This is a genomic window from Sulfitobacter sp. SK011 (assembly GCF_003352065.1).
Taxonomy (GTDB): Bacteria; Pseudomonadota; Alphaproteobacteria; order Rhodobacterales; family Rhodobacteraceae; genus Sulfitobacter.
In genome coordinates this window covers 2,901,175-2,926,956 of sequence record NZ_CP025803.1, presented here as the reverse complement: position 1 = coordinate 2,926,956, position 25,782 = coordinate 2,901,175, and the positions used below count along the sequence as shown (strand labels likewise).

General features: G+C 59.1%; 14 protein-coding genes. 12 read left to right on the top strand and 2 right to left on the bottom strand.

Features of this window, described 5'->3' with window-relative positions:
• The first annotated feature begins 4 nt into the window (after nt 1–4).
• Genes C1J02_RS14365 through C1J02_RS14350 form a run of 4 tightly spaced genes read left to right on the top strand, consistent with a single transcriptional unit; the run spans nt 5 to nt 4,875 of the window.
• Complete coding sequence (locus tag C1J02_RS14365) at nt 5–1,504, top strand: aldehyde dehydrogenase (RefSeq protein ID WP_114879186.1); 1,500 nt, start codon at nt 5–7, stop codon at nt 1,502–1,504.
• Entirely contained in the window at nt 1,501–2,841 is a 1,341-nt protein-coding gene (locus C1J02_RS14360; RefSeq protein ID WP_114879185.1) for an FAD-binding oxidoreductase, read from the top strand. The genes C1J02_RS14365 and C1J02_RS14360 overlap by 4 nt, the downstream gene beginning before the upstream one ends.
• 49 nt (nt 2,842–2,890) lie before the next feature.
• Nucleotides 2,891–3,934: a glycosyltransferase family 2 protein gene (locus C1J02_RS14355; RefSeq protein ID WP_114879184.1), complete on the top strand. Its 1,044-nt coding sequence runs from the start codon at nt 2,891–2,893 to the stop codon at nt 3,932–3,934.
• Complete coding sequence (locus C1J02_RS14350) at nt 3,934–4,875, top strand: glycosyltransferase family 2 protein (RefSeq protein ID WP_114879183.1); 942 nt, start codon at nt 3,934–3,936, stop codon at nt 4,873–4,875. The genes C1J02_RS14355 and C1J02_RS14350 overlap by 1 nt, the downstream gene beginning before the upstream one ends.
• Before the next feature lie 20 nt (nt 4,876–4,895).
• On the opposite strand, the gene C1J02_RS14345 is transcribed toward C1J02_RS14350, so the two are convergent.
• A complete protein-coding gene (locus C1J02_RS14345) occupies nt 4,896–5,642 on the bottom strand; it encodes a WecB/TagA/CpsF family glycosyltransferase (RefSeq protein WP_114879182.1) in 747 nt (248 codons plus the stop codon).
• A gap of 200 nt (nt 5,643–5,842) precedes the next feature.
• Here C1J02_RS14345 and C1J02_RS14340 point away from each other — a divergent pair, with 200 nt between their 5' ends.
• The 8 genes from C1J02_RS14340 (at nt 5,843) to C1J02_RS14305 (ending at nt 24,584) form a co-directional block, all read left to right on the top strand.
• Nucleotides 5,843–7,303 carry a hypothetical protein gene (locus C1J02_RS14340; protein WP_205389816.1) on the top strand — a complete coding sequence of 487 codons (1,461 nt, stop codon included), beginning with the start codon at nt 5,843–5,845 and terminating at the stop codon, nt 7,301–7,303.
• Between the two features lie 275 nt (nt 7,304–7,578).
• Nucleotides 7,579–14,043 carry a type I polyketide synthase gene (locus tag C1J02_RS14335; RefSeq protein ID WP_114879181.1) on the top strand — a complete coding sequence of 2,155 codons (6,465 nt, stop codon included), beginning with the start codon at nt 7,579–7,581 and terminating at the stop codon, nt 14,041–14,043.
• Nucleotides 14,040–15,050, top strand: a complete 1,011-nt coding sequence (locus tag C1J02_RS14330) for a glycosyltransferase family 2 protein (protein ID WP_114879180.1) — start codon at nt 14,040–14,042, stop codon at nt 15,048–15,050. Before C1J02_RS14335 ends, C1J02_RS14330 begins: the two co-directional genes overlap by 4 nt.
• Nucleotides 15,047–19,597 (top strand): MupA/Atu3671 family FMN-dependent luciferase-like monooxygenase, encoded by a 4,551-nt coding sequence (locus C1J02_RS14325; protein ID WP_114879179.1) that lies wholly within the window; start codon nt 15,047–15,049, stop codon nt 19,595–19,597. Before C1J02_RS14330 ends, C1J02_RS14325 begins: the two co-directional genes overlap by 4 nt.
• The gene (locus C1J02_RS14320; protein WP_114879178.1) at nt 19,594–20,292 is read left to right on the top strand and encodes a 4'-phosphopantetheinyl transferase; all 699 of its coding nucleotides are present in this window, start codon (nt 19,594–19,596) and stop codon (nt 20,290–20,292) included. The genes C1J02_RS14325 and C1J02_RS14320 overlap by 4 nt, the downstream gene beginning before the upstream one ends.
• A 1-nt stretch (nt 20,293) precedes the next feature.
• A complete protein-coding gene (locus C1J02_RS14315; protein WP_114879177.1) occupies nt 20,294–21,244 on the top strand; it encodes a hypothetical protein in 951 nt (316 codons plus the stop codon).
• Complete coding sequence (locus tag C1J02_RS14310) at nt 21,241–23,754, top strand: hypothetical protein (protein ID WP_114879176.1); 2,514 nt, start codon at nt 21,241–21,243, stop codon at nt 23,752–23,754. Before C1J02_RS14315 ends, C1J02_RS14310 begins: the two co-directional genes overlap by 4 nt.
• Nucleotides 23,751–24,584 carry a glycosyltransferase family 2 protein gene (locus C1J02_RS14305; RefSeq protein ID WP_114879175.1) on the top strand — a complete coding sequence of 278 codons (834 nt, stop codon included), beginning with the start codon at nt 23,751–23,753 and terminating at the stop codon, nt 24,582–24,584. Before C1J02_RS14310 ends, C1J02_RS14305 begins: the two co-directional genes overlap by 4 nt.
• On the opposite strand, the gene C1J02_RS14300 is transcribed toward C1J02_RS14305, so the two are convergent.
• The gene (locus tag C1J02_RS14300; protein ID WP_114880616.1) at nt 24,581–25,771 is read right to left on the bottom strand and encodes a glycosyltransferase family 4 protein; all 1,191 of its coding nucleotides are present in this window, start codon (nt 25,769–25,771) and stop codon (nt 24,581–24,583) included. The genes C1J02_RS14305 and C1J02_RS14300 overlap by 4 nt on opposite strands.
• Nucleotides 25,772–25,782: the final 11 nt, after the last annotated feature.

The following is a 25,782-nucleotide window of genomic DNA, read 5'->3' as shown; positions in this document are numbered from 1 at the left end:
GGATATGGAATTGCTCACAAAAGAAGAATACACATCGCTTGCTGCTGAACTGGATTTCCCAACCGCGGCCTTTGTTGATGGCGCATATCGCCCTGCCGCTTCGGGCAAGACTTTTGCAACGGCGAATCCCGCGACAGGTGCCAAATTGGCCGATATTGCCGCCTGCGGGGTCGAGGATGTTGATTTTGCGGTCGCCAAAGCGCGTGAGGCTTTTGAGGATGGCCGGTGGTCGCGCCTGCATCCCTCCGAGCGCAAGGATGTGCTGATCCGGTTTGCCAAGCTGCTGACCCGAAATGCGCGTGAACTTGCGATCATGGAAAGTGTCGACAGCGGCAAAACGATTTTCGATTGTGAAACAGTCGATATTCCTGAGACGATCCATTGCATTAAGTGGCACGCAGAAGCCATTGATAAAATTTATGATCAGGTGGCACCTGCGTCTGACGATCACATTGCATTGGTGGTGCGTGAACCGATTGGCGTGGTGGGGTTGGTCCTGCCGTGGAACTTCCCTTTGCTGATGATGGCATGGAAAATCGCGCCTGCGTTGGCGGCGGGGTGTTCAATGATTGTGAAACCAGCCGAGGAAACCTCGCTTACGGCCTTGCGGGTTGCTGAACTGGCGCATGAGGCGGGCGTGCCGCGTGGCGTATTGAACGTGCTTCCGGGGGGCGGCGCGGACGTGGGCGAACCGCTTGGTCGGCATATGGATGTGGACATGGTCAGTTTCACAGGATCGACCGTCACGGGTAAACGGTTTCTGGGCTATGCGGGTGAAAGCAACGCCAAGGAGGTCGTGCTCGAAATGGGCGGCAAGAACCCTTGCGTGGTCATGGAGGACGCCGAAAACCTTGACCGGGTGGCGGCTCATATCGCCAATGGCGCGCTGTGGAATATGGGCGAAAATTGCAGTGCCATCAGTCGGCTGATCGTGCATAAATCCATCAAGGAAGAGCTCCTTAATAAAATCGAGGCGCATATGCGTGAATGGCCGGTGGGCGATCCGCTGGACCCTGAAACGCGGCTGGGCGCAATGGTCAGCAAAGCCCATTTTGATAAAGTTTCCAGCTATTTGAAAGATGCTCCTAAACCACGTGTGGGGGGTGGTACCAAAGGTGGTGTCTTTGTTGAGGCGACCGTGCTGGAAGTGCCCGGTAATGATCACCGTTTGGCACGCGAGGAAATCTTTGGCCCGGTTTTAAGTGTGATTGAGGTCAGCAGTTTTGACGAAGCGATCAGCGTTGCCAATGATACGGACTACGGGCTCTGTGCGTCGATTTTCACTGCCAACGGCAAGCGAGCGATGCGGGGTGCGCGGATGCTGCGCGCCGGTACTGTGACCCTCAACAGTTATGGCGAGGGCGATATTTCGACGCCCTTTGGCGGTTTCAAGCAATCGGGTTTTGGCGGGCGGGACAACTCGCTACATGCGCATGACCAATATACCCAGCTTAAAACCATCTGGATCGACCTTTCCGATGATGCAGATGAGGTGGTGGATTGAGCCGCTACGCCGCTATCCGAACTCCGCGTTTTGACAGCCCTGCAGCCTGGGCCGAGATACTTGGCGGATACGGTGCGCCGCGTCCCTTATGTGATGTCCAAACCGCTGACGTGGTGATCATCGGTGCGGGGTTTGCAGGGTTATCCGCGGCACGAAGGCTGCGCCAGATTGATCCGAACTTGCGGGTGTCCGTGCTGGATGCGCTGTGTGTGGGCGAAGGGACTGCTGGCCGCAATTCGGGCTTTATGATTGATCTGCCACATGACCTGGCCTCGGACGATTACGCGGGCGGCGGCGATGACCGCGCGTTGATCGGCCTGAACCGCGGGGCCATTGCTTTCGCGCGCGCGGCAGTTGCGGAATATGGGATAAACCCTGCTTTTGCCGACCCGGTGGGCAAGGTGAACGGGGCCGCATCAGAGGCGGGCGATACCCATAACCGCAGCTATGCGCGCCATCTTGAGACCCTCGATGAACGCTCCGAACTCCTAGATGCGCAGGCAATGTTTGAGCTGACCGGAAGCCGCCACTACCGCTCTGGCCTCTACACGCCCGGAACACTGATGTTGCAACCTGCCGGATATATCCAAGGGTTAGCAGCAGGGCTCAGTACGGCGGGGGTCCAGGTGTTTGAGACGTCGCCGGTGGTCGGTTTTGAACGCAAAGGTGCCGATTGGCTGGTCAAAACCGACAAGGGTCAGATCACCACGCCGCGTGTAATCCTAGCAAATAATGGTCATTTGGAGAGTTTTGGCATCGCCAAGGGGCGGCTGATGCAGGTGTTTCTTTTTGCCTCGATGACGCCTGAGCTTACGGCCGATCAGCTTGGGGTGCTGGGCGGTGCCCCGCGTTGGGGGGTCACCCCGTCTGATCCGATGGGCACCACGATGCGCCGGATCGACAGTGCCCAAGGGGGCAACCGGATCATCACGAGGACCTGTGCCGCCTTGCGCCCCGGCATGATGGCAGGCGCGGCGGATGTGGCCCGTGCCGCCCGTGTGCAACGGACAAAGTTTGACACGCGGTTTCCGCAATTGGCCGGACTTGAGATGCAATATAGATGGGCCGGGCACCTTTGTTTGACGCGCAACGGTGTGTCGGTGACCGGTCAGGTGGAAAGCGGCGTCTTTTCTGCCTGTGTGCAGAACGGCCTTGGCACTGCGCGCGGCACATTGACGGGGATCGCGGCGGCGGAGCTGGCAATGGGCCAACGCTCGGCCATCGTCGATCATTTTGCGGCAGAGGACGACCCCAAGCGCTTGCCCCCGCAACCCTTTGCCGGGTGGGGGGCAAATGCCTATTTGCGCTACAAAGAATGGCGCGCGGGGGCCGAATAGCGGGCGCTTTCAGTGGACCGCTGCTGCGCGCTGTCGTATCACCCATGCCATGAAAGGCCCCGTTCATATTGTCCGCCGTTTGTGGTCCCGCTTCCGCGAGGCCCGACGCCACGCGCGATTTGTCGCGTCCCTGCATCATCTGCATGGGCCAAAAGCGCTGGATGTGGCCGCCGGTGATGTTGTCCTGATCGCGCTGGTGCGTAACGGAAGCTATTATCTGAACGGGTTTTTCCGCCATTACCGGGCGATGGGGGTCAAGCATTTCGTGTTCATCGACAATGGGTCGACGGATGACACGATTGCACGGATCAAGCGCGAAAAAGGCACGGTGATTGATCAATGCAAATTGCCGCTGGCCCGATATGAGGACCTGATCCGACAGTATCCGGCCAACACCTATGGCCAGAACCGATGGTGTCTTTATGCCGATATGGACGAGATCCTTGATTTTGAGGGCCGCACAACCGTCGGCATAAATGGCCTGATTGGGTATCTGGAGGCGCAGGGGTTTACCGCGATGGTTGCCCAGATGCTGGAAATGTTCCCCAAAGGGCCGCTGAACGCCGTCGCAGATCTGCCGTTCAAACAAGCACTACTTGAGTTTTTGTATTTTGACCTCAGCGCGGTCGAAAAACGCAACTATCACGACCCGGACATAGAGTTTTCAGCGCTCCTGAAGGACAACACGATCAGCAATGCAGAGACCAAGTTTTACTTTGGCGGGGTGCGCGCCAAGGTCTTTGGTGAAAACTGCTGTCTGACCAAACATCCACTTATCTTTAACGGACCGGAGGTGACGCCAGCACCGCATCCACATCTGTCGATGGGCGTGCGGTGCGCGGATGTGACTGCGTTGATCAAGCATTACAAATTTGCCAATGATCCAAAAGGCCGCGACGCCGCGTCACTGGCGGCGGGTGACGTTGCCCACGGTGAAGACGCAAATCGTGCGAGGGTAATGGAACAAACGCCTGATTTATCTTTGTTTTCTCTGGATGCACGTCGGTGGAACCGGGTTGAGTTGCTGTATCGCGCAGGATTCCTCGTCAGCTCGGATGCCTATACGGCACATATCGCGACTGCCGATAGGTGATGATTGCCGCTGTTGTCATAGGGCGCAACGAAGGGGCGCGGCTGATCGCCTGTCTGACGGCGCTTGAGGGGCAGGTTGGGCAGGTGATCTATGTTGATTCTGGGTCAACTGATGGGTCGACAAAGGCTGCTGAGGGCTTCGGAGCCACTGTTATCGCACTTGATATCGAGCAGGGGTTCACCGCCGCACGTGCCCGCAATGCTGGATTGGCGGCCTTGGATGATGATGTCGAGTTCGTACAGTTTCTCGACGGTGACTGTGTGCTGCGCGCAGGATGGATAGGCAGTGCCATCGCATTTTTGCAGGCCCATGAGGATGTTGCGGTGGTCTGCGGGCGCAGGCGCGAGCGCCATCCAGAAGCGTCGGTCTATAATGCCCTTATTGACCGTGAATGGGACACGCCTGTCGGACAAGCGTTGGCCTGCGGTGGGGATGCGTTGATGCGGCTAAGACCTTTGCGTGACGTTGGTGGCTACCGCGATGATCTGATCGCGGGGGAGGAACCGGAGCTTTGCCTGCGGCTGCGGCAGGCGGGGTGGAAAATCTGGCGATTGGATGCTGAAATGACGTGGCATGACGCCCGGATCACGCGCTTTACCCGTTGGTGGCGGCGCAGTCGGCGCGCCGGTCACGCCTTTGCCGAAGGGGCCATTCTGCATGGGGCACCCCCCGAACGCCACTGGGTCGCTGAGACCCGGCGGGCACTTTTCTGGGGTGCAATTCTGCCGATTGCCATCGTCGTGCTGGCGCTTTTGACGGGCCCGGTCGCCTTGCTGCTTTTTGCAATTTACGCCCTTCAAATTGCCCGGCTGGCGCTGCGCGGCGATCTCACCTGGGCGTTTTTCACGGTGCTGGGCAAGTTTCCCGAGGCCATGGGGGCGATGCACTATTACTGGCGACGTGCCCGTGGGGGTAAAGCCCGGATCATCGAATATAAATAAAGGCGAAGCGAACTGAGCAACTAGCGCTGGCGGAAGGCCTGCGCGACCAGCCCCGGCAGGACCGCAAAACACTTGAGATAGCGCGGCACCATTCGGCGCGGTTCCTGTGCTGCGCGCCAAAGCCATTCCAGTGCCAGATTTCGCATGATTTGGGGCGCGCGCACCTGATGCCCCGACAGAAAATCTAGCCCTGCACCGATTGATACAAAGCCGATATTGGGCGCTTGGCCGCGCCCACGCGCTGCGAATACCTCTTGTTTTGGCGCGCCAAGGGCAATGAAACAAATGGTTGCACCACTTTTTGATAGTGTCTCAAAAATTGCATCTGCCTCAGGCCTCGTTGGGTCAAACCCGAAGGCAGGGGCATGCCGATAGACAATCTTTAGTCCCGGCGTGCTTTGCAACAGCGCATCTGCCGCCCCTTGCAGCACCGCGTCGCTGCTGCCGACCAGAGCGATGGGCGCATCCATCTCTGCGGCCAAGGCGCACAGCGGCAAGATCAGATCAGCACCGGGCATCAACGCAACGGGGCTGCGGGCAATCCGTGAGAGCCAGACGACCGGACGGCCATCCGCAATTACAATGTCGTGGGCGGTGTAAGCCCGGGCAAATGTCGCGTCATGGCGCAGTTTTGACAGGTGGTCGAGGTTCAGTGTGGCGAGTGCGAATCCAGTTCTTTGCCGCAATCTTTTCCTAATCCCGCGAAACAATGCTGCCTGGGTGGCGAAATTGACCTCAATCTGGAATACGCCGGCACCAAATTTCACAAGTACCCGCCAATGGCCACACCCGGCATTACATCCGAAACGAATGCTGTCATAAGGCGTATATTTATAAATTTCAGACACATACGGTAGTTAGTTAACCTAAAACATGAGGTACACTCTAAATCTACCGGGATGACAGCGCGCAGACCAGATGATAATTTTCGCCAGATCAAATTAGACCCGTCAGACACAGGATTCACATGCCCAACGGTTTAGCATATCTGATGCTGATGATCTGGCCGCTTGTGTCGCTGGTCCTTTTTCGCACCCTGAAGTTGGAGCGTGCGTTGATCTGGTCGATCCTGGGGGGCTATCTGTTCTTACCCCCTTTGGCCGAGTTTAACCTGCCGTTTGTTCCGGCGATGGACAAAGTGTCGATCCCGAACCTGAGTGTGTTGGTGATCCTCGCGTTTGCGATGAAACAAAGGGTGGATCTGATCCCGAAATCGCGCGCGGCGCTGTGGCTGGTTGCGGGGCTTATTCTGTCGGCGATCCCCACGGTGCTGACCAACAGCGATCCTATCTTGTTTGAAGTGCTCAGCACCTCCGACCCGATTGTTTTCGTGACAGATCAATTGCCGGGGCAGTCACTTCGTGATGTGGGGTCGGTGTTGATTGCTCAGATGCTGACCCTGGTGCCCTTCCTGCTGGCAAGACAATTTCTGGCGTCTGAAAAAGGGCTGCGTGAAATACTGCTCGCGCTGATGGTCGGGGGGCTGATCTATTCGGTCCCGTCATTGATCGAGGTTCGGCTGAGCCCACAGCTAAACGTCTGGATTTATGGGTTTTTCCAGCACTCGTTTGAGCAGGCGATACGGGGCGGTGGTTACAGGCCGTTCGTGTTCCTGCCGCATGGGCTCTGGCTGGCGTTGTTCATGTGCACCGCATTGTTATCTGCCGGCGCATTGGCGCGCCATACAAGGGCTGTTGACCGTTGGAAAATGATGCTTTTGGTGGGATACCTCGCCGTCTTGCTGGTCATGTGCAAAAGTCTGGCGTCGCTGTTGTACGGAGCTGTTTTGCTGCCTGTGATCCTATTTGTCCCGGCGCGCTGGCAGATTAGACTGGCGGTGGCCTTTGCTTTTGTTGCGATTGTTTACCCGATGCTGCGCAACTTCGACCTGGTGCCGCTTGATGCGATTCTGGCCCAAGCTGAGGCCGTCAGCACAGATCGCGCGCAATCGCTTGGCTATCGGTTTTTCCACGAGGATCAGTTGCTGGCCCGAGCGGCCGAGAAACCGCTTTTTGGCTGGGGCGGGTGGGGCCGAAGTTTGGTCCACAATCCCGAAACTGGTGAGATATTGTCGGTCCCGGATGGCCGCTGGATCATCGTTTTTGGGACCTTCGGCTGGCTTGGATACATATGCGAATTCGGTCTGCTGGCATTGCCGCTGTTCCTGATGGGGCTCTACATCCACCGGCATGGTGACACAGCTTTGTCACCATTTGTTGCGCCTCTTGCGGTGATCCTTGGGGTCACCATGATGGACATGTTGCTCAATGCGACGTTAACGCCTTTCACGTGGCTGACAGCGGGTGCGATACTGGGTCATGCGGAAAAACTGATGCCGCATGCCCGTGTCGGGCCGCGCCATCCGATCGAGCGTGATGTGGTTTTGGGCAAGCCTGCTGTGCGATCTGGCAAGCGCACGGTTTTTTAGGCCTGATCGCAGACTCCCACATCGCCAGCAGTGATTCCACAATATGGCGGCATTGTTTCCAATGCGGCCAAAATGCCCACGCGGGTCAGGTTTTGTTATGCTGGGATAGGTGTTGTCGTTCCGCGGTTTTTGACGCAACCCATTGCGGTTTTGATTTAATGGGGAAAAACCATGGTAAAAACCCAGTTTTTTCTGTTGGATAGGTCCATAAATGGCTATGTTGGTTTTGGGGCTCATACCCGTATTGGGACGGGACATGGGAATATCTTGTTCGGATGAATACTGCAAATAACCGCACATTTTCTGGCGATGATATTGCTATCGTCGGGATCAATGTCGACGTGCCGGGCGCGCAGGGGGTAGATGCCTATTGGGCAAACCTGCGCGACGGGGTCGAATCCATCCGCCGGCTGAGCGAAGAAGACCTGCGTGCTGCGGGCGAGGCACCTGAGGCAATCGCGCAAAAGAACTATGTGCCTGCCGCTGCCGTCCTGGATGGCTTTGACACATTCGACGCTGATTTTTTCGGCTTTTCGCCCAAAGACGCTTCGATCCTTGATCCGCAACACCGCAAGTTTCTGGAGGTGGCCTGGGGGGCAATGGAACAGGCAGGGCATCCGCCCGAAACCATTCCCGGGCCAATTGGTGTCTATGCGGGCTGTGGCATGGGCAGCTATTTCAATTTCAACATCTGTTCGAACCCCGATCTGGTCGATGATGTGGGCATGTTCTTGTTGCGCCACACGGGCAATGACAAGGATTTCTTGTCGACCCGGGTCAGCCATGTGTTCGACCTCAAGGGTCCGTCGATCAATTTGCAGACGGCCTGTTCGACATCACTGGTGGCAATCCACTATGCCTGTCAGGCGTTGCGTGCGGGTGAGGTGGACATGGCACTGGCTGGCGGGGTGACCATCGAGTTGCCCCATGGGCGCGGCTATGTGTTCAAAGAAAACGAAATTCTGTCGCCTGATGGCCATTGCCATGCTTTTGATCACCGCGCCCAGGGCACTGTCTTTGGGTCTGGTGCGGGCTGTGTGGCGCTGCGTCGGTTGTCGGATGCGATTGCGGATGGCGATCACATTTGGGCGGTGATCAAAGGTTCAGCGGTCAACAACGATGGTGCGGCCAAGGCGGGCTATCTTGCCCCGTCGGTTGATGGTCAGACTGCCGCGATTGTCCAGGCGCTTGATGCAGCAGGGGTCGCGGCGCAAAGCATCGGCTATGTCGAATGTCACGGCACCGGCACATATCTCGGTGACCCGATTGAGGTCGCGGCCCTGACAGAGGCTTTTCGCCAAACCACAGACGCCACAGATTTTTGCCGCATCGGGTCGGTCAAGACCAATATCGGCCATCTTGATACAGCGGCGGGCGTGGCGGGCCTCGTGAAAACCACACTGGCACTGCACCATAAACAAGTGCCACCCTCGCTTGGGTATGAGGCCCCTAATCCAGCCATTGCCTTTGACGGGTCGCCCTTTGCGGTGAACGACCAACTGCACGATTGGCCTGAGGGTCCAACCCCGCGCCGCGCCGGGGTCAATGCACTGGGGGTTGGCGGCACCAATGCCCATATGGTGCTTGAAGAAGCCCCCGAACGCAGAACATCGGATGACAGCGATTGGCCCTTCCAGGCCTTGTGCATTTCTGGCCGCAGCAAGGCCGCACTTGATGCGAATACTGCGGCGCTGGCGGCCCACCTGCGCGCGCATCCTGAACACCCTTTGGCGGATGTTGCCTTTACCCTCAAAAACGGACGGCGGGGGTTTGAAAAACGGCGCGTCGTTGTGGCGGAAACCCATGCAGAGGCCGCCGATCTGCTTGAGGCTGCCGACACCAGACGCGTGTTCACCCACGAGGTTGTGGGCGACAAGCCCGAGGTGGTCTTCATGTTTCCCGGTGGTGGTGCGCAATACGCAGGCATGGCGCGGGATCTTTATGAGACAGAGCCGGTGTTCGCCGACTGGATGGACCGTGGGCTTGATCATTTAGAGCCGCAACTTGACTATGACATCCGGGCGCTCTGGTTGCCTGAGGCGGGGCAGGCGGTCGAGGCCGAAAACCGGCTCAAGACGCCTTCGGTACAATTGCCGCTCATTGCCATTGTCGAATACGCGCTGGCGCAGCTTTGGCTTAGCTGGGGCGTGAAACCTGCGGCGATGGTCGGCCATTCGATGGGCGAAAATGTCGCTGCCTGCCTTGCGGGTGTGATGCCGTTTGAGGGTCTGATCGATCTGGTGCTGTTGCGTGGGCAATTGTTTGACGAGGTGCCAGCCGGCGGCATGCTGAGCATTTCCGCGACATTGGACGCCATCGCGCCGTTGCTGGGCGATGATCTGGATATCGCATCCGTGAATGCGCCGGAATTAATTGCCGTGTCTGGCCCTCAAACCGCCCTTGATGCCATGCAGGAACGGCTGGCGGCACAGGACATTGAGTGTCAGCGCATTGCCATCGACATCGCCGCCCACAGTCGCATGCTGGAACCGATCCTGGGCCGCTACCGTGCATTCCTGCAAACGCTCAACCTTCAGGCACCGCAGATGCCATTCCTGTCGAACCGCACTGGCGACCTGATCACCGATGCACAGGCCACCGACCCGGAGTATTGGGTTGGCCAGTTGCGCAACACAGTCAATTTTGCCGATTGCATCACAACCCTGAGTGCGCCGCGAAAGCGTGTTTTCCTGGAGGTTGGTCCCGGCAAGGCGCTGAGTGCGCTTGCACAAATGAACGATGGTGTGGCTGCAGGTCAGGTCATCTCAACCCTGCGCCACCCGGATGACGGTATCGCGGATGATGCTTATTTCATCGCGGTGATTGGCCGGCTCTGGGCGTGTGGCGTCGAGGCGGATTGGACACAGATCTGGGGCGAGGCCAGACGCAACCGCGTGGTGCTGCCGACCTATGCGTTTCAGCGCAGCAGATATTTCATCGAACCGGGCAAGGCGGCGGTGCAGCCCGCCGCACCCTTGCCTGTGCGTCAGGACAACATTGCGGATTGGGGGGCTGTTCCGGTCTGGCGGCCACGCTATGCCAATGCGGATGTGGACGTGATCACCGATCTGGCGGCGACACCACTGACGTGGCTGATCTTTGCGGACGACATGGGCGTTGCGGCACCGCTCAAAGCACAGCTTGCAGCAAGCGGGCACACGGTCGTTTCCGTGCGCGCAGGTGATGCTTTCGCAAAGCTGGCCGAGGACCGCTATACGCTTGCCGCGGAACAGGGCCGCGCGGGCTATGATCAATTGATTGCAGCCTTGCAGGCGGGCCAGATGCCAGACCGTATCGCACATTTCTGGCTGACCGATGACGCACAGGCACCGCGCCCCGGCAGCAGCCCCTTTGATCGCAACATAGAACAGGGATTCTGGAGCCTGACCTGGCTCGCGCAGGCGCTGACAGAGGCCGGATTGGACAAACCGCTGCACCTCAGCGTGTTCACGCGGGGCGCAGCGCAGGTCAAAGACGAACCATTGGACCACCCGGAAAAAGCGCTGATCAGTGGTCCGGTTGGTGTCTTTGCCCGCGAAATGCCGGGTGTCACGGCGGCGCAGATTGATTTGGAAACTGAAATTGATCCGGCAGCGGCAAAACGGTGGTTTGCGCGCGGGGCCACTGAGACGCCCCAAGACGACCTGACAGGCCGTTTGATCGAGGAATTGATGGCAAGCCCTGGCAATGTCATCGCAGCTTATCGGGGGGGCAGGCGGCTTGAGATGGGGTATAAATCCATCCCATTGCCCGACACAGATCAACCGGCCTTTCGCGAGGGTGGCACATATTTGATCACCGGTGGGTTTGGCGGCATCGGCCAGACGCTGGCCTGTGATATCTTGGAAAATTACGCGGCAACTGTGGTGCTGTTGACGCGTGAACCCTTGCCGCCGCGCGAGGCTTGGGAGGGGTTTGTGGACAGCCATGGTGTCGCTGATACCACCGCCGGGCGCATCCGCGCTGTGATGCGCCTCGAAGCGCTTGCTGAGGCAAGGGGTGGCAGGATCGAGGTGGCAGCAGCGGATGTGGCGAACCTAGCTCAGATGCGTCAGGTCACCGACGATCTGATGGCGCGTCATGGTGGGCTGACCGGGGTGATCCATGCCGCCGGCACACTTGATGATGGTCCGATCTTGGCAAAACGTGATGCAGAGATTGAGGCGGTTTTGTCACCCAAGGTGCAGGGGCTGCGGGTGCTGGACCAATTGCTGCCCGATGGCACGCTCGAATGGATGGTGCTCTTTTCATCGACCAGCACGGCAACGCGGGGGGCGGGGCAGGTCGATTATGTTGCCGCAAACGCATGGCTCAACGCTTTTGCCAATGCACGCCGGGGTGCTGCGACCCGGGTCCATGCCATTAACTGGGGTGTTTGGGCGGACGTTGGCATGGCGGCGCATGCGACCGGTTGTGCGGCCAGCCATATATTGCCTGCAAGACAGGTTGATGCGGCTTTGCTGGATACCGTCGGGGCGGGAGCGAGTGGTGAGATGGTCCTTACCGCCACGTTGTCAGACGCCGATTGGCTGCTGGATCAACACCGGACCGCAGAGGGTCAAGCCGTGATGCCGGGAACCGGCTATGTTGAACTGCTGGCTGAGGCGGAGCAGGCCCAGGGGATGAGCGGTGGTTTTGAGATCCGCGATCTGTACTTCCTGCGTGCGTTGCCCGTGAACCAGGGCGCGCCGCGGCAGATACAAGTCACGCTGCGCCAAGAGCGGGATGGCTTTGCGGCTGAACTGCGCAGTGATTGCGTGCTGAATGGTAAGGCCGGTTGGCAATTGCATGCACAGGCGATGTTAACGCGCTTGGTGAATAATAATCCGCAAGATATTGATATTAAATCGATATCGTCACGATGTTTGCGTGTGGAAACCGCGTCTGAACAAGACAGGCTTCGCTCACCGCAAGAGGCGCATCTGAAATTTGGGCGGCGCTGGCATGTGCTGCGTGAAACCAGGCTGGGCAAGGGTGAAGGGTTGGCAACGCTAGCCCTGCCAGAAGATGTCCGTGGCGATTTGACCGCTGGTCATCTGCTGCATGCGGGTCTGATGGATATGGCGACGGGATGGGCGATGGCACTGGTGCCGGGCTATGGCGCGCAGCACCTTTGGGTGCCGGTGTCCTATGGCCGTCTTGTTGTTCATGGCCCGCTGCCTGCGCAGGTCATGTCCTGGGTGCGTTTGTCCGAAGGTCATGCAGGGGAAGGGTTTGCCCGCTTTGACGTGACCATTTGTGATGAGCACGGCACCGTGCTGGTTGAGATCAGCGATTTTGCGATGAAGCGGCTTGAAGGTGGATTTGCCGCATCGGTGCCATTGAATGCCAGTGAGGTCCGCTTTGAGGATGTCGCGGGTACGCAAGATCACCGTACCCCGGCAGAAGAACGGCTGGCCTATCTGGTCAGCCAGGGCATCCGTGCATCCGAAGGGCCAGATGCGTTGCGCCGGGCGATTGCCTTGGGGCGTTCGCAGGTATTTGTATCATCAATGCCGCTTGATCAGTTGATTGCGCAGGCCGATCAACCGGCCGAGAAATCAGCGGCAGCGGGGCAGAGTTTTGAGCGGCCTGATCTTGATGACAGTTTCGTTGCACCCCGCACCGCCATCGAAGAACGGTTGGCCGAATTGTGGCAGAACCTCTTGGGGGTCAGCCCGGTTGGGGTCGAAGACAGCTTTTTCGATCTTGGTGGTCATTCGCTGATCGCTGTGCGGCTCTTTGCCAGCGTGAAGCGCGAATTCAAGGTGGACTTCCCGATCTCAGTCCTGTTTGAGGCCCCGACGATTGCCAAATGCGCGGCGCTTATTGCCGAACAAACGGACGAGGCCGGCACATCGGGCAAGGGTTATGCCACTGACACGCAGGTTCAAAAGTTCGACTATCTTGTGCCCTTGAACCAGTCGTCCCAAAAACAGGCACCGCCGTTGTTCATCGTGGCAGGCATGTTCGGCAATGTTTTGAACCTGCGCCATCTTGCCATGCCGTTCAGCAGCGATCGGCCCGTCTATGGGGTGCAGGCCCGTGGGCTGATTGGTGACACCGCACCGCACACTGACATGCGGGACGCGGCGGCGGATTATCTGTCTGAAATTCAGGCGCTGCAACCGCAGGGACCTTATCTGTTGGCAGGGTATTCGGGGGGCGGGATCACGGCCTATGAAATGGCGCAACAGCTGCGCGATAGGGGGCAAGAGGTGGCCGTACTGGCCCTGCTCGACACCCCTTTGCCTGTGCGACCACCGCTGAACAGACAAGACAAGGCATTGATCAAGCTGCACGAATTTCGTCGGAAAGGCCCAAAGTATCTGATTGAATGGGTCAGCAACCGCATAGCCTGGGAAAAGGAATGTCGTGCAGAGCGACGGGGGAATGTTGCCGAAACTCCGGGTGCCGAGTTCAACAACCACAAAATCGAACAGGCCTTTCTGACCGCTGCGGGCGCTTACGTGACGCCCAAATGGAACGGTCCGCTTACGTTGTTCCGGCCCCCGCTGGACCGGCATTGGCAGGTGTCGAATGGCCGGTGGGTCACTGCAGAGCGGGAATATGCCTTTGAAGACAATGATTGGCGCCAATATGCACCGCAGATCAAGGTCGTGGAAGTGCCGGGTGATCACGTTTCCATGGTCTTGGCCCCCTGTGTCACCGTTTTGGCGCAGGAATTGCGCGAGGTGATTGCGGCCGCGTTGGAGGCAGATGATACACTCGATATGCCGCATGCCACGGCGGCGCAATGAGTGACGCCACCCCCATCCGCCTATTGGTTATCGTGCTCAATTACCGCACGGCGCAGATGACATTGCGCGCCGCCAAGGCGGCGCTGGCGGACATGCCTGATCGCGGCGCGGAAATGATCATCATCGATAATGCCTCGCACGATGGGTCCGCAGAGGTTTTGCAATCCGCCATTACTGACCGCGGCTGGGATGCGGGGGGCCGCGTGCGGCTGATCTTGTCGGATCACAACGGCGGATTTGGTGCGGGCAATAACCTCGGTCTGCACGCGGGAATGTCAGATGGCTCAACCCCGGATTTCTTCTATATTCTGAACTCAGACGCTTTTACCGATCGCGGCTGTATCGGTGCGTTGCTGGCGCATCTGAACGCGCATCCAAAGGCCGGGATTGCGGGCAGCCATGTGCGTGGGGACGATGATGTCGCTCATTGCACAGCGTTTCGATTTCCCTCAATCGCAGGTGAATTTGAAGGCGCGGCGCGGACCGGGTTCATTTCCAAGATGTTGCACCGCGCGGTTGTGGCACCGCCTTTGCCACAGACAGCCACCCGCGTTGATTGGGTTGCGGGGGCGTCGATGCTGTTGCGCGCTGAAATGCTGGCTGACATCGGGACGTTTGATGAGACGTTTTTTCTTTATTTTGAGGAAACTGATCTGTGCAAACGCGCTGCGCGGGCGGATTGGGAATGCTGGTATGTCCCTCAGGCCTGTGTTGTGCACATCGGGTCGGTATCGACCGGGATGAAAGAATGGCAGCGGATGCCGCGCTATTGGTTCGCCTCGCGGCGGCATTATTTTGTCAAAAACCATGGCCGCGTCTATGCGGCCCTCGCATGGGCCGCGCGCCTTGCGGGTGGGATGATCCACCAATTGCGCTGCGCCATTTCAGGCCGGAAACCCCAGGATCCGCCCCATTTCCAACGTGATCTTTTGCGGCATGGCCTTGGGGTTGGCCCGGCGGAGACAGTAGGCACCACAACGCGTCACGAAACGAAGGACAGACCATGACCGCGCGTTTCCCGCCTGCGGCGTTTTCAGCCATTCTGATGGGCGACGCATCTCTGACCATTGCCTGTGGTGATCTGGTGTTGGCGGCTGGGCATATTCTGCATGCCGTGGTGACACAGGACGCTGCAGTACGCCGCTGGGCCGAAGGGCAGAGCGTGCCGGTTCATAAGCGTGCCGATGATCTGCTGGACGCTGCAGTACAGGTGGACTGGCTGCTGAGCGTTGCGAACCTGCGCTTGATCTCGGATGCCGTTCTGGCGCTGCCAGTCAAGGGTGCGGTCAATTTTCACGATGGCCCTTTGCCCCGCTATGCCGGGCTGAACACCCCTGCATGGGCGATCATCAACGGCGAGACATCGCATGGCGTAAGCTGGCACCTGATCGAAGGCGGCGTGGACCAAGGCGATCTGTTGGCGCAGGTCGGCGTTGACATCGCGCCGGATGAAACGGCGTTCAGCCTGAATGCCAAATGCTACGCCGCGGGGTTGGAAAGCTTTGCCACAGTTCTGCAGCACCTCGAAAGTGGCGCGCCTGACCGCACCCCACAGGACCTTGGTTTGCGCAGTTATTTCGCAAAAGATCAGCGGCCAGAGGGCATTCTGGATTTCACCCGCGATGCAGAGGCGCTTTCCGCATTGGTTCGGGGGTTGGATTTCGGGACCTATTGGAACCCATTGACCACAGCCAAACTGGTTTTGGGTGATGCGATTTTGCGCATTGGGGCGCTTGAAGTTTCTGATCAAGACGCCGCGGCCCCGGGCGCGGTCATCACTGTTTTGGCGGATCAGATCACCATCGGCACAGCAACCAAGCCAGTTGTTCTGCGCGGTCTCACGGATCTGGCCGGCGGTGCCGTTGATCCAAGGGCGATTGCTGAGGTAGGCGATGTTCTGGACAGGCCCAAGGCCGCTCCGCTGATCACCAAGGAGGAGGAACACTGGCAAAGCGCCTTGCAGCAGATGGAGCCGTTGCCGGTGCCTTTGGCCAAACCATCACACCGGGCACCTGACCTGCAAGAACGGGCTATGATCTGCCCATCCGATCTGAGCGTCACCGATCAAGTCGTTGCCGTCGCATTGGTTGCGCTGCGCGGTGCGGGGATGACAAAGGGCGATTTGCGTGTTGCGCTCGACCAACCTGATCGGAGGTTGGCAAACTGGGTGCCTCTGAATGTTGACGCCACCGATGTGACAAGTGTCGCCGAATGCACAACCCGCATTGCGCCGCAAGCGGCCCGCGCGCAAACCACTGCGGGTTTTGCTTGTGATCTGCCGCTGCGCGATCCCAGGATTGAAACGGGCCAGCGCCCCGACATTGCAGTGGCATTTACTGAAGATGCGGTGTCAGATGCCTGCGTTACGGTGTCCCTTACAGGCGGTGTTGCCAAGCTGATCTATGACGCAAACCGTCTGTCCGACCAGGCCATAGATGTGCTTGCTGCGCGGTTTCAATCGGCCTTCGCAGCTGTTTCAACAGCCGAGCCTTGCGGCAGCGTCTGGGCTTTGCCCCCGGCAGAGAACCATCAGCTTGTGCAGGGCTGGAATGCCACACAAAAAGACTATGAGCCCACAACGATCCATGCCGCGTTCGAGGCGCAGGTCGCCAGGACACCGGATGCCGAGGCATTGGTCTTTGAGGCTGAGGTGCTCAGCTATGCCGCTCTGAACACGCGCGCCAATCAGCTTGCGCATGTGCTGCGCGATATGGGGGCCAAGCCCGGTCAGCCGATTGGCCTTTATACGGTGCGCGGCGTCGATTTGATGATTGGCGCGCTGGGTATTCTGAAGGCGGGCGGTGCCTATGTCCCGCTTGACCCTGCCTATCCGGCAGACCGCATTGCGCATTATATCAGCGACAGCGCGGCCCCGATCATCGTGACGCAAAGCGATTTGGCAGATCAGCTGCCCGACCATCAGGCGAAGGTGCTGAAGCTGGATCAAGACCCCCGACTTGGCGCGGCAGATGTGGACAACCCTGCACCATATGCCTCGCCTGACGACATGGCCTATCTGATCTATACCTCCGGCTCCACCGGGGTGCCCAAGGGGGTGATGGTCAGTCATCGAAATGTCGCCAATTTCTTTGCCGGGATGGACGACCGCATTGATTATGTTGCAGGTGCCGCGTGGTTGGCCGTGACGAGCCTGTCATTTGATATTTCGGTGCTTGAGCTTTTCTGGACCCTTGGCCGTGGCTTCAAGCTGGTTCTGGCGGGGGATGCTGCGCGCACTGCTGTGTCGAACGGCCCGATCAGCACATCGGAGCGCAAGATTGACTTCAATCTGTTCTACTGGGGCAACGATGACGGCGTTGGCCCCAAAAAGTACGAGTTGTTGTTGGAAGGTGCGAAATTTGCGGATGCCCACGGCTTTAACGCGGTCTGGACGCCCGAGCGGCATTTTCATGCCTTTGGCGGGCCCTATCCGAACCCTTCGGTGACCGGGGCCGCAGTTGCGGCGGTGACGCAAAATCTGGATGTGCGGGCAGGGTCCTGCGTGGCCCCCTTGCACCATCCCGCCCGCATCGCTGAAGAATGGGCTGTGATCGACAATCTGACCAACGGGCGCGTTGGTCTGGCCATCGCCAGCGGGTGGCAGCCCGATGATTTTGTGCTGCGCCCTCAAAACACGCCACCGGACAACAAACCCGCAATGTTTGCGGCAATAGATCAACTCCGCGCGCTTTGGCGGGGGGATGCGGTGGCGTTCCCGACCAAAGACGGCACACCCTTTGCCGTTGTCACACAGCCACGGCCCGTCTCAAAGGACCTGCCGATCTGGGTGACGACCGCGGGCAACCCCCAGACCTGGAAAGAGGCGGGCGAGATCGGTGCAAACGTGCTGACCCACCTTTTGGGTCAATCGGTGGATGAGGTTGCGGAAAAGATCAGGATTTACCATGACGCGCTGCGTGGGGCCGGGCATGATCCGGCGCATCACAAAGTCACGGTGATGTTGCACACCTATCTGGCAGACACCCGCGCGCGGGCCGAAGAGGTGGCGCGCGAACCGATGAAAGAGTATCTGCGCTCTGCCGCGGGCCTGATCAAACAATACGCATGGGCCTTTCCCGCGTTCAAAAAGCCTGCTGGTGTGACCAACCCGTTTGAGGTCGATCTGGGCACGCTGTCAGAGGCCGAGATGGACGCGATCCTTGAGTTCGCCTTTCAACGCTATTTCAACGACAGTGGCATGTTTGGCACCGTGGCTGACGGCGTGGCGCGCGCCCAGCAGCTTAAGCGCATCGGTGTCGATGAAATCGCCTGCCTGATTGATTATGGTATTGCCACCGACACGGTGATGGCCGGATTGAAACCGCTGGCGAAAGTTCTGGCACAGTCCAATCAGGCCGCTGTGCTGGCCGACGATGATTTCTCGCTTGCCGCGCAGATTGTGCGGCACGGCGTGAGCCACCTGCAATGCACGCCGTCGATGGCGCAAATGTTGGTCACGAATGATGAGGCACAGAATGCCTTGGCGCGCGTCAAGCACCTGATGGTGGGGGGGGAGGCGTTGCCGGGATCATTGGTGCACGCCTTGCGTGACTGCACGGGTGCGACGATCCAGAATATGTATGGGCCGACCGAAACGACGATCTGGTCCACAACGCAAATGTTGGACGCAGTGCCCGGTGACATCGCCGCAATCGGGACGCCAATTGCCAACACGCAAGTGTTCATCCTTGACGAAAAGATGCGCCCGCAACCGATTGGTACGCAAGGGGAATTGTGGATTGGGGGTGATGGTGTTGCGCAGGGGTATTGGCGCAGGGACGCGATGACCAAAGAACGTTTTTTCCGCAATCCGTTTGGGGCCGGAACGCTTTACCGGACGGGCGACATTGCGGCGTGGGATGCCAATGGCGTTCTGCAGTTCCATGGCCGTGCCGATGCGCAGATCAAGATACGCGGCCACCGGATTGAGCTGGGCGAGATCGAAGCCCGTCTGTCCGAAATTGAAGGTGTCACCCAAGCGGTTGTCATTGCCCGCGCTGCACCCGGCGGCGCGCAATTGGTGGGCTATGTAACCGCAGAGACCCATTTGAATAGCGATGCGACACGGGTGCAACTGGCGCAAGTTTTGCCAGATATCATGGTGCCAAGTGCCATTGTGACGCTTGATGCCATGCCGCTGACGCCAAACAGGAAAATCGACCGAAAGGCATTGCCGGCCCCGGAAACGCGAAAACCAGCAGGTTTGGTGGCTGCGCCGACACCTGCCAGCGGGACGCAGGCCAAAATTGCTGCCGTCTGGTCCGCGATACTTGGCGTGTCTGACATCGGCGGCGCGGACAGTTTCTTTGCGCTGGGGGGGCATTCGCTTTTGGCTGTGCAGGCGCACCGCGACATCAAAGCGGCGTTGGGCGCGGCAAGTTTGTCGATCACTGACATTTTCCGCTTTCCGACGCTCGAAGGTTTGGCGGTGCATATTGATCAGACCAAGGGGAGCAGCGCAGAACCGGTCATTGTCGCCCCTGATCCAGCCAAGTCAGACACCATGGCCAAACGCCGCTTGATGCGCGCGAGCCGCAGGAAAGCCGGTGCATGATGGCCGCTCCATCTGACCGATTTGATCAGCTTCGGGCGGCTGTTATCACGTTGTTTGACGGGTCTGTTGCCGTTGTGGTCACAGACCCATCACGCGGGCAGCCTGCGTTGAAGGCAGTTGAACGGCCTGCGGTCGCAGGGGCCATCCCGGCGCGGCAAACCGAGTTTGCCGCAGGTCGCGCGGCGGCGCGTGCGGCGATGGCGCAAATTGGGATCGTGCCCGGCCCGGTCCCTGCTGGCCCTGACCGAGCACCCGTTTGGCCAAAGGGTGTGATCGGCTCAATCACGCATACGGACAAATTGTGCATTGCCGTGGTTGCCCCCGCCACAAACATCCGCAGTCTGGGTGTAGATGCTGAACCTGCCACGCCATTGGATTTTGATCTGATCCCAACCATCTGTTCGGCTGCAGAGCAGGCGCAGGCCGCGGGGCCGGATCTGGGTCGTCTTGCCAAGGTCATTTTTAGCGCCAAGGAAGCAACCTATAAGGCGCAGTATCCGTTGACGGGGATGCTATTCGGCTATGATCACCTCGACATTTCACTGGATCCGTCTGCGGGATCTTTCGTGGCAACCTTCCTCAAACGAGCGCCACCATTCGCGGTTGGTGACACCCTGCCGGGGCGGTTTGTGCAGGTGGCAGATCACCTTGTCACTGCGGTAACGATTGGGCAGGGTATGCCCGAAGGAGCCTGACATGTTGCATCTCACGCGCCGTTCTGCTGTGGCCGGACTGGGGCTTGCGCTTGCTGGCGCGGGCGCTGTTGCGTGGCAATCCCGTCCAGATGTCAGCACCGAAAAAGCGCGGGCGCTTTATGCTCAACCTTTGACGAAACCTGCTGGTGCATTGAAGGTCTTTCACCTCGGCCATTCGCTTGTGGGCCGCGATATGCCTGCGATGCTGGCGCAACTTGCGGGGCCTGAGCATACCTACAAAAGTCAGTTGGGATGGGGCACATCGCTAAAGCAGCATTGGGAACCGGACGAGGTCATCAACGGGTTTGCAGAAGAAAACAATCATCCCCATTTCCGCGCTGCCAAACAGGCGATCGGGTCGGGTGCGTTTGATGCGGTGGTGGTCACCGAAATGGTCGAGATTGCCGATGCGATCCGCTATCACGATGCCGCCACCTATCTTGCGCGCTGGGCAGGGCTGGCGTGGGACGCAAACCCGCGCACCCGTATCTATCTTTACGAGACCTGGCACCACACTGATGATGGCAACGGCTGGCTGACCCGGATCGACGGGGATCTGCGCAAATACTGGCTGGGGCAGGTCAAATATCCGGCTTTGACCCGCACAGACGCACCAATCCATCTTATCCCGGCGGGGCAGGTCATGGCCGCTTTTGTGCGGGCGGCACAGGCTTCGGGTGGGACACCGGGTATCACCACTTTGCATGACTTGTTTGCCACGCAGGATGATGGCACGCCCGACACGATCCACTTCAACGATCTGGGGGCGTATCTGGTCGCGTTGACGCATTTCGCCGTGCTCTATCATCGCAATCCTGTGGGCCTGCCCTACGCTTTGTTGCGCGCGGATGGCACCAACGCGCATGCGCCCGACCCTCAGACAGCGCAGTTGATGCAGCAGGTGGTCTGGGATGTCATCCAGCGTCACCCCGAAACCGGCGTTGCGGCATGAGCGGTCTTGGCCCCATTTTGTCGATCCTGATGGTGGGTCACAGCCTGTTTGGGAGTGATGGTCCCGATATGCTGCAAGCGGCGCTCAGCGCAGGGCAGGGCCAGGGGCGTGTTCAGGCGCAGATCATCAACGGCGCGCCGCTGCGCTATAATTGGGAGCAGTCGGACAATGCCGAAGGCGTCGATGCGCGCGCATTGTTGCCCGAGGGCGGCATATCTCATCTGATTTTGACAGAGGCTGTCCCGCTGGCCAATCACACCCGGTGGTCTGATACGGAAGTCTATGCACAGGCGTTTTTTGGTCTGGCCGTGTCTGCGAACCCAGCCACCACAGTTTATTTGCAGGAAACCTGGCACAGCCGGAACAGTGGCACCGGCGTTGCGGTTGATGACGACGCGCAGGCGCATGTGCCCTGGCGTGCGCGTCTGGATCAGGATCTGCCGGTCTGGCAAGGGATCGTGAAATCGGTTGCGGCGGGCAATCGGACCGAAACCGCAAGCATCGCGTTGATCCCGGCAGGGCAGGCAATGGCACGTCTTTACGATGAGATTGCCGCAGACAGGGTGCCGGGTATCAACGACATCGGCGCGGTTTTTACCGATGATATTCACCTCAATGATCTGGGCCACTACTTTGTGGCGATGGTGCAATATGCGAGCCTGACCGGCGAAAGCCCACTGGGCCTGCCGAATGCGTTCAATGACCGTTGGGGCAAGGCATTTGACGCGCCTGACCCCGTTCTGGCCCGCAACCTGCAACGCATCGCATGGGAGGCGGTGCGCGACTATGACGGTGCAGCGGTGGCACCCCAGCCTCCTGAGGCACCTGCACGGGCGGCGAATGCGCCGGGCGCGCCCACGGGCCCACCCGTAGATATTTTGCAAATGCCCGAAGGTGCCGCGCCGGGCAGTGGCACCGTCGGCATCGGGCTGGCCAGCATCGCAGATTGGAGCACCCAGCAGCCCTTCATAGACGTGATGAAAACTTCACGGTCTTGGCTCGGGCATAGGCCCGGCGAATACGGCGGCATGGAATATGCCGAGCTGGTCGCCGAAGGCCATCTGGACGCCGATGGCTGGCCGGTCAGAATGCCACCTGACCTCAGCAGCATCGGGACGTTGATCCTGACTGACATGCCAGAGGCGGCGGTATCGCTTGAAGGGCGTTACCGTTTGCGGTTCGACGGCACCGGCGTGATCGAGGTGGCAGGGCGTGCGCAAAACGTGCGATATGGCGCGGGCGAAGTGACGTTTGATTACACGCCCGGTCCCGGCAGTGTCGATATCCGCGTGCAACGGATCAACACGACCGACCCGCCGCGCAACATCTCGGTGGTCAAGCTCGACAATGCCGCGCGCCTTGATCAGGGCGCGATCTTTAATCCGGCATGGAGTGCCCGTATCGGCGGCTTTCGGGTGCTGCGGTTTATGGACTGGATGCAGACCAACAATGCGACGGTATCAACTTGGGCGGACCGGCCTGAACCCGGTGATGTGAGCTTTGCCTCTGGTGTGCCGGTTGAAGTGATGGTGGCCCTTGCCAATGAGTTGGAAACAGATGCTTGGTTCAACATGCCGCATCTGGCAGACAATGATTTTGTCCGCCGCTTTGCAACCTATGTGCGGGACAATCTGGACCCCAAACTGACCACATATGTCGAGTTTTCGAACGAGGTCTGGAACTGGCAATTCGATCAGGCAGTCTGGGCCGATGTGCAGTCGCTGGCGCGATGGGACCAAAAAGACAAATGGATGCAGTATTACGGGTTGCGTGCAGCCGAGGTTGCGCGAATTTGGTCCGATGTTTTTGGCGAAGAGGGCGACGCGCGACTGGTCAACGTGATCTCCAGCCAGACGGGGTGGCTCGGTCTGGAGACCGAAGCGCTTGATGCGCCGCTGGTTCAGGCCGAAGGGCGTGCTGCCCCGGCAGATGCGTTCGATGCCTACGCGGTGACGGGATATTTTGGTGGGATATTGGGTGTCGATGACCGAAAGCCGGTGGTGAAAGGCTGGTTGGATGAAAGCCTCACCCGCGCACGGGCAGAAGCCAAAACCAAAGGCCTGTCGGGCGCAGCGGCGCAGGCATATGTCGCGCTCCATGGGTTTGATCATGCCACGGCACTTGCGGGGCGTGATCTTTATGACGGGGCGGTCAGCGATGATGCCAATGACACTTTGGCGGATCTGATAGGCCGTGTTTGGCCCTATCATGCGGCCGTGGCACGGGCGCGGGGGTTGGATTTGATTGTCTATGAGGGCGGCAGTCACGTTGTGGGTCTGGGGGCTCAGGTTGATGATGCTGATCTGACGGCGTTTTTCCAACATATCAACTATTCGACAGAGATGGGGACGCTGTACACAACGCTCCTGGCGGGATGGCGGGCCGTTGGCGGGCAGTTGTTCGTTGCCTATTCAGACGTCTATGCGCCGACGAAGTGGGGATCATGGGGGGGCTTGCGGCATCTGGATGATGAAAATCCCCGATGGGATGCATTGGTCGCGGTTCAATGAAGATGCTCAGCATCCTGATCCCCGCGCATAATGAGGCGGCGTATTTGCCGGATTGCCTTGAGGCGCTGCTGGCATCCGATCCGGTCGACCTTTCCGTCGAAGTGATCGTGATTGCCAATGGCTGTACCGACAACACAGCTACGATCGCTCAAGCTTACAAAGATCGGCTCATGTCAAAAGGCTGGACGCTTGAGGTGTTGGACATCGCTCAGGGTGGCAAGGCGAACGCACTTAACGCGGGCGACACGGCAGCGCAGGGGGATGTGCTGATCTATCTGGATGCGGATGTGCAGGTCTCGCCACCGTTGATTGCGCAATTGGCGCAGGTTTTGGACACCAGCGTGCCACGCTATGCCAGTGGTCAGCCGAATGTGACAGTCGGGACAAGCATTGTCACGCGCCTCTATGCACGGTTCTGGCGCACGGTGCCGTTTATGACATTGGGCGTGCCGGGGTTTGGGGTCTTTGCAATGAACCGGGCAGGGCGGGCGCGCTGGGCGGCGTGGCCCGATATCATCTCGGATGATACATTTGCCCGGCTCAATTTTACCCCCGAAGAACGGATGTCGGTACCGGCGCGTTATGACTGGCCGATGATCGAAGGGTTTGCCGCATTGGTGCAGGTGCGCCACCGGCAGGACGCGGGTGTGGCGGAGATTGCCGAACGGTATCCCGCTTTGATGATCAATGCCGATGCCAAGGGGGGTGGCGCACCGCTGTGGCTGCGTGCCTTTCGTGATCCGCTTGCCTTTGCCGTGTTCATGATCGTGCGCGGCGTCGCACGGACGCCCATCCTGCGGAGTGAAAACAGATGGGCGCGCGGACGTTAGCGGCGCATGAGGTCTGCAAGCTTGGCGGCTTCTTTGCCCGCATGGTGGCGTTCAAAGACCCGCGCGCGGCCAGCTTCGCCCATTTTTGAAAGCTTGCTCAGCGGTGTGGCGGCAAAGTCATCAATCGCTTGCGCCAGCGCGTGCACATCCCCCGCCGGGACCAGCCATCCGGTCTTGCCATTCAACACCAGTTCGGGCGTGCCCGCCACATAGGTGGCAATCACCGGACGAGCGGCAGCCATGGCTTCCATCACCACCATTGGCAGCCCTTCGGCAAAGCTGGGCATGATCAACCCGTGTGCTGCGTCCAGTTCCGCGCGAATGCGCGTTTCATCCACCCATCCGGTCAGTGTGATTCGATCCGCAAGCCTGTGACTGGCAATCAAGGCTTCGATTTGCCCGCGCATTTCGCCATTACCAATCAGCGTCAGATGGATGTCCTTGCTGGTTGCCTGAGCAACAGCGTCAATCAGCGCCAGCTGGCCCTTTTGCTCAACAAACCGACCGATGGCGACAATGCGGCGGGGGCCTTTTTTAAGGGGTTCTGTCTGGTCAAAACGGTCCGGCTCAATCCCGCAATGCACCACCTCGATGCGATCCCAGTCATCGGGATCGGACCAGCGACACAGCTGGCTGCGGCCGAATTGACTGATCGCGATGGTAAAGGCAGCGTGGTGCACCTTGGTTCCCAAGGACAACGCCAGCGGGCTGTCGAACTCTTCGGGACCGTGCACTGTAAAGGAATATTCTGGTCCCCCCAGCAGATGCGCCAACATCGCGACGGCGGCAGCATTGGTGCCAAAATGGGCATGGGCATGCGACAGGGTGTCGGCCTCGCAGCGCCCCGCAACATAACAGGCTTCGGCGAGATATATCAGATGGCGCAGCACGCCCACATTGGACGCGCGGCCCATTTTCCAGGTTGCCTGAACCGCAGCAAAAAAGGCAGCAGTGTCTTTGCGCACCATCTGCCAGACCGCCGCGGCAAGTGCGCCAACCCCTTGGGCCAATACGTACTCTGTCTTGCCAACCTCGGCTTTGTCCTGAGGATCAACCAAAGTGTCTGTTGTTGCGCGCATGGCAAACCGAAGCACCTCGTGACCAGCGGCTTCGAGTGCGCGTATTTCACGGCGAATAAAACTCTGCGAAGGTTGCGGGTAGGTGTTGAGGATGTAGGCGATTTTCAAAAGACGATCCT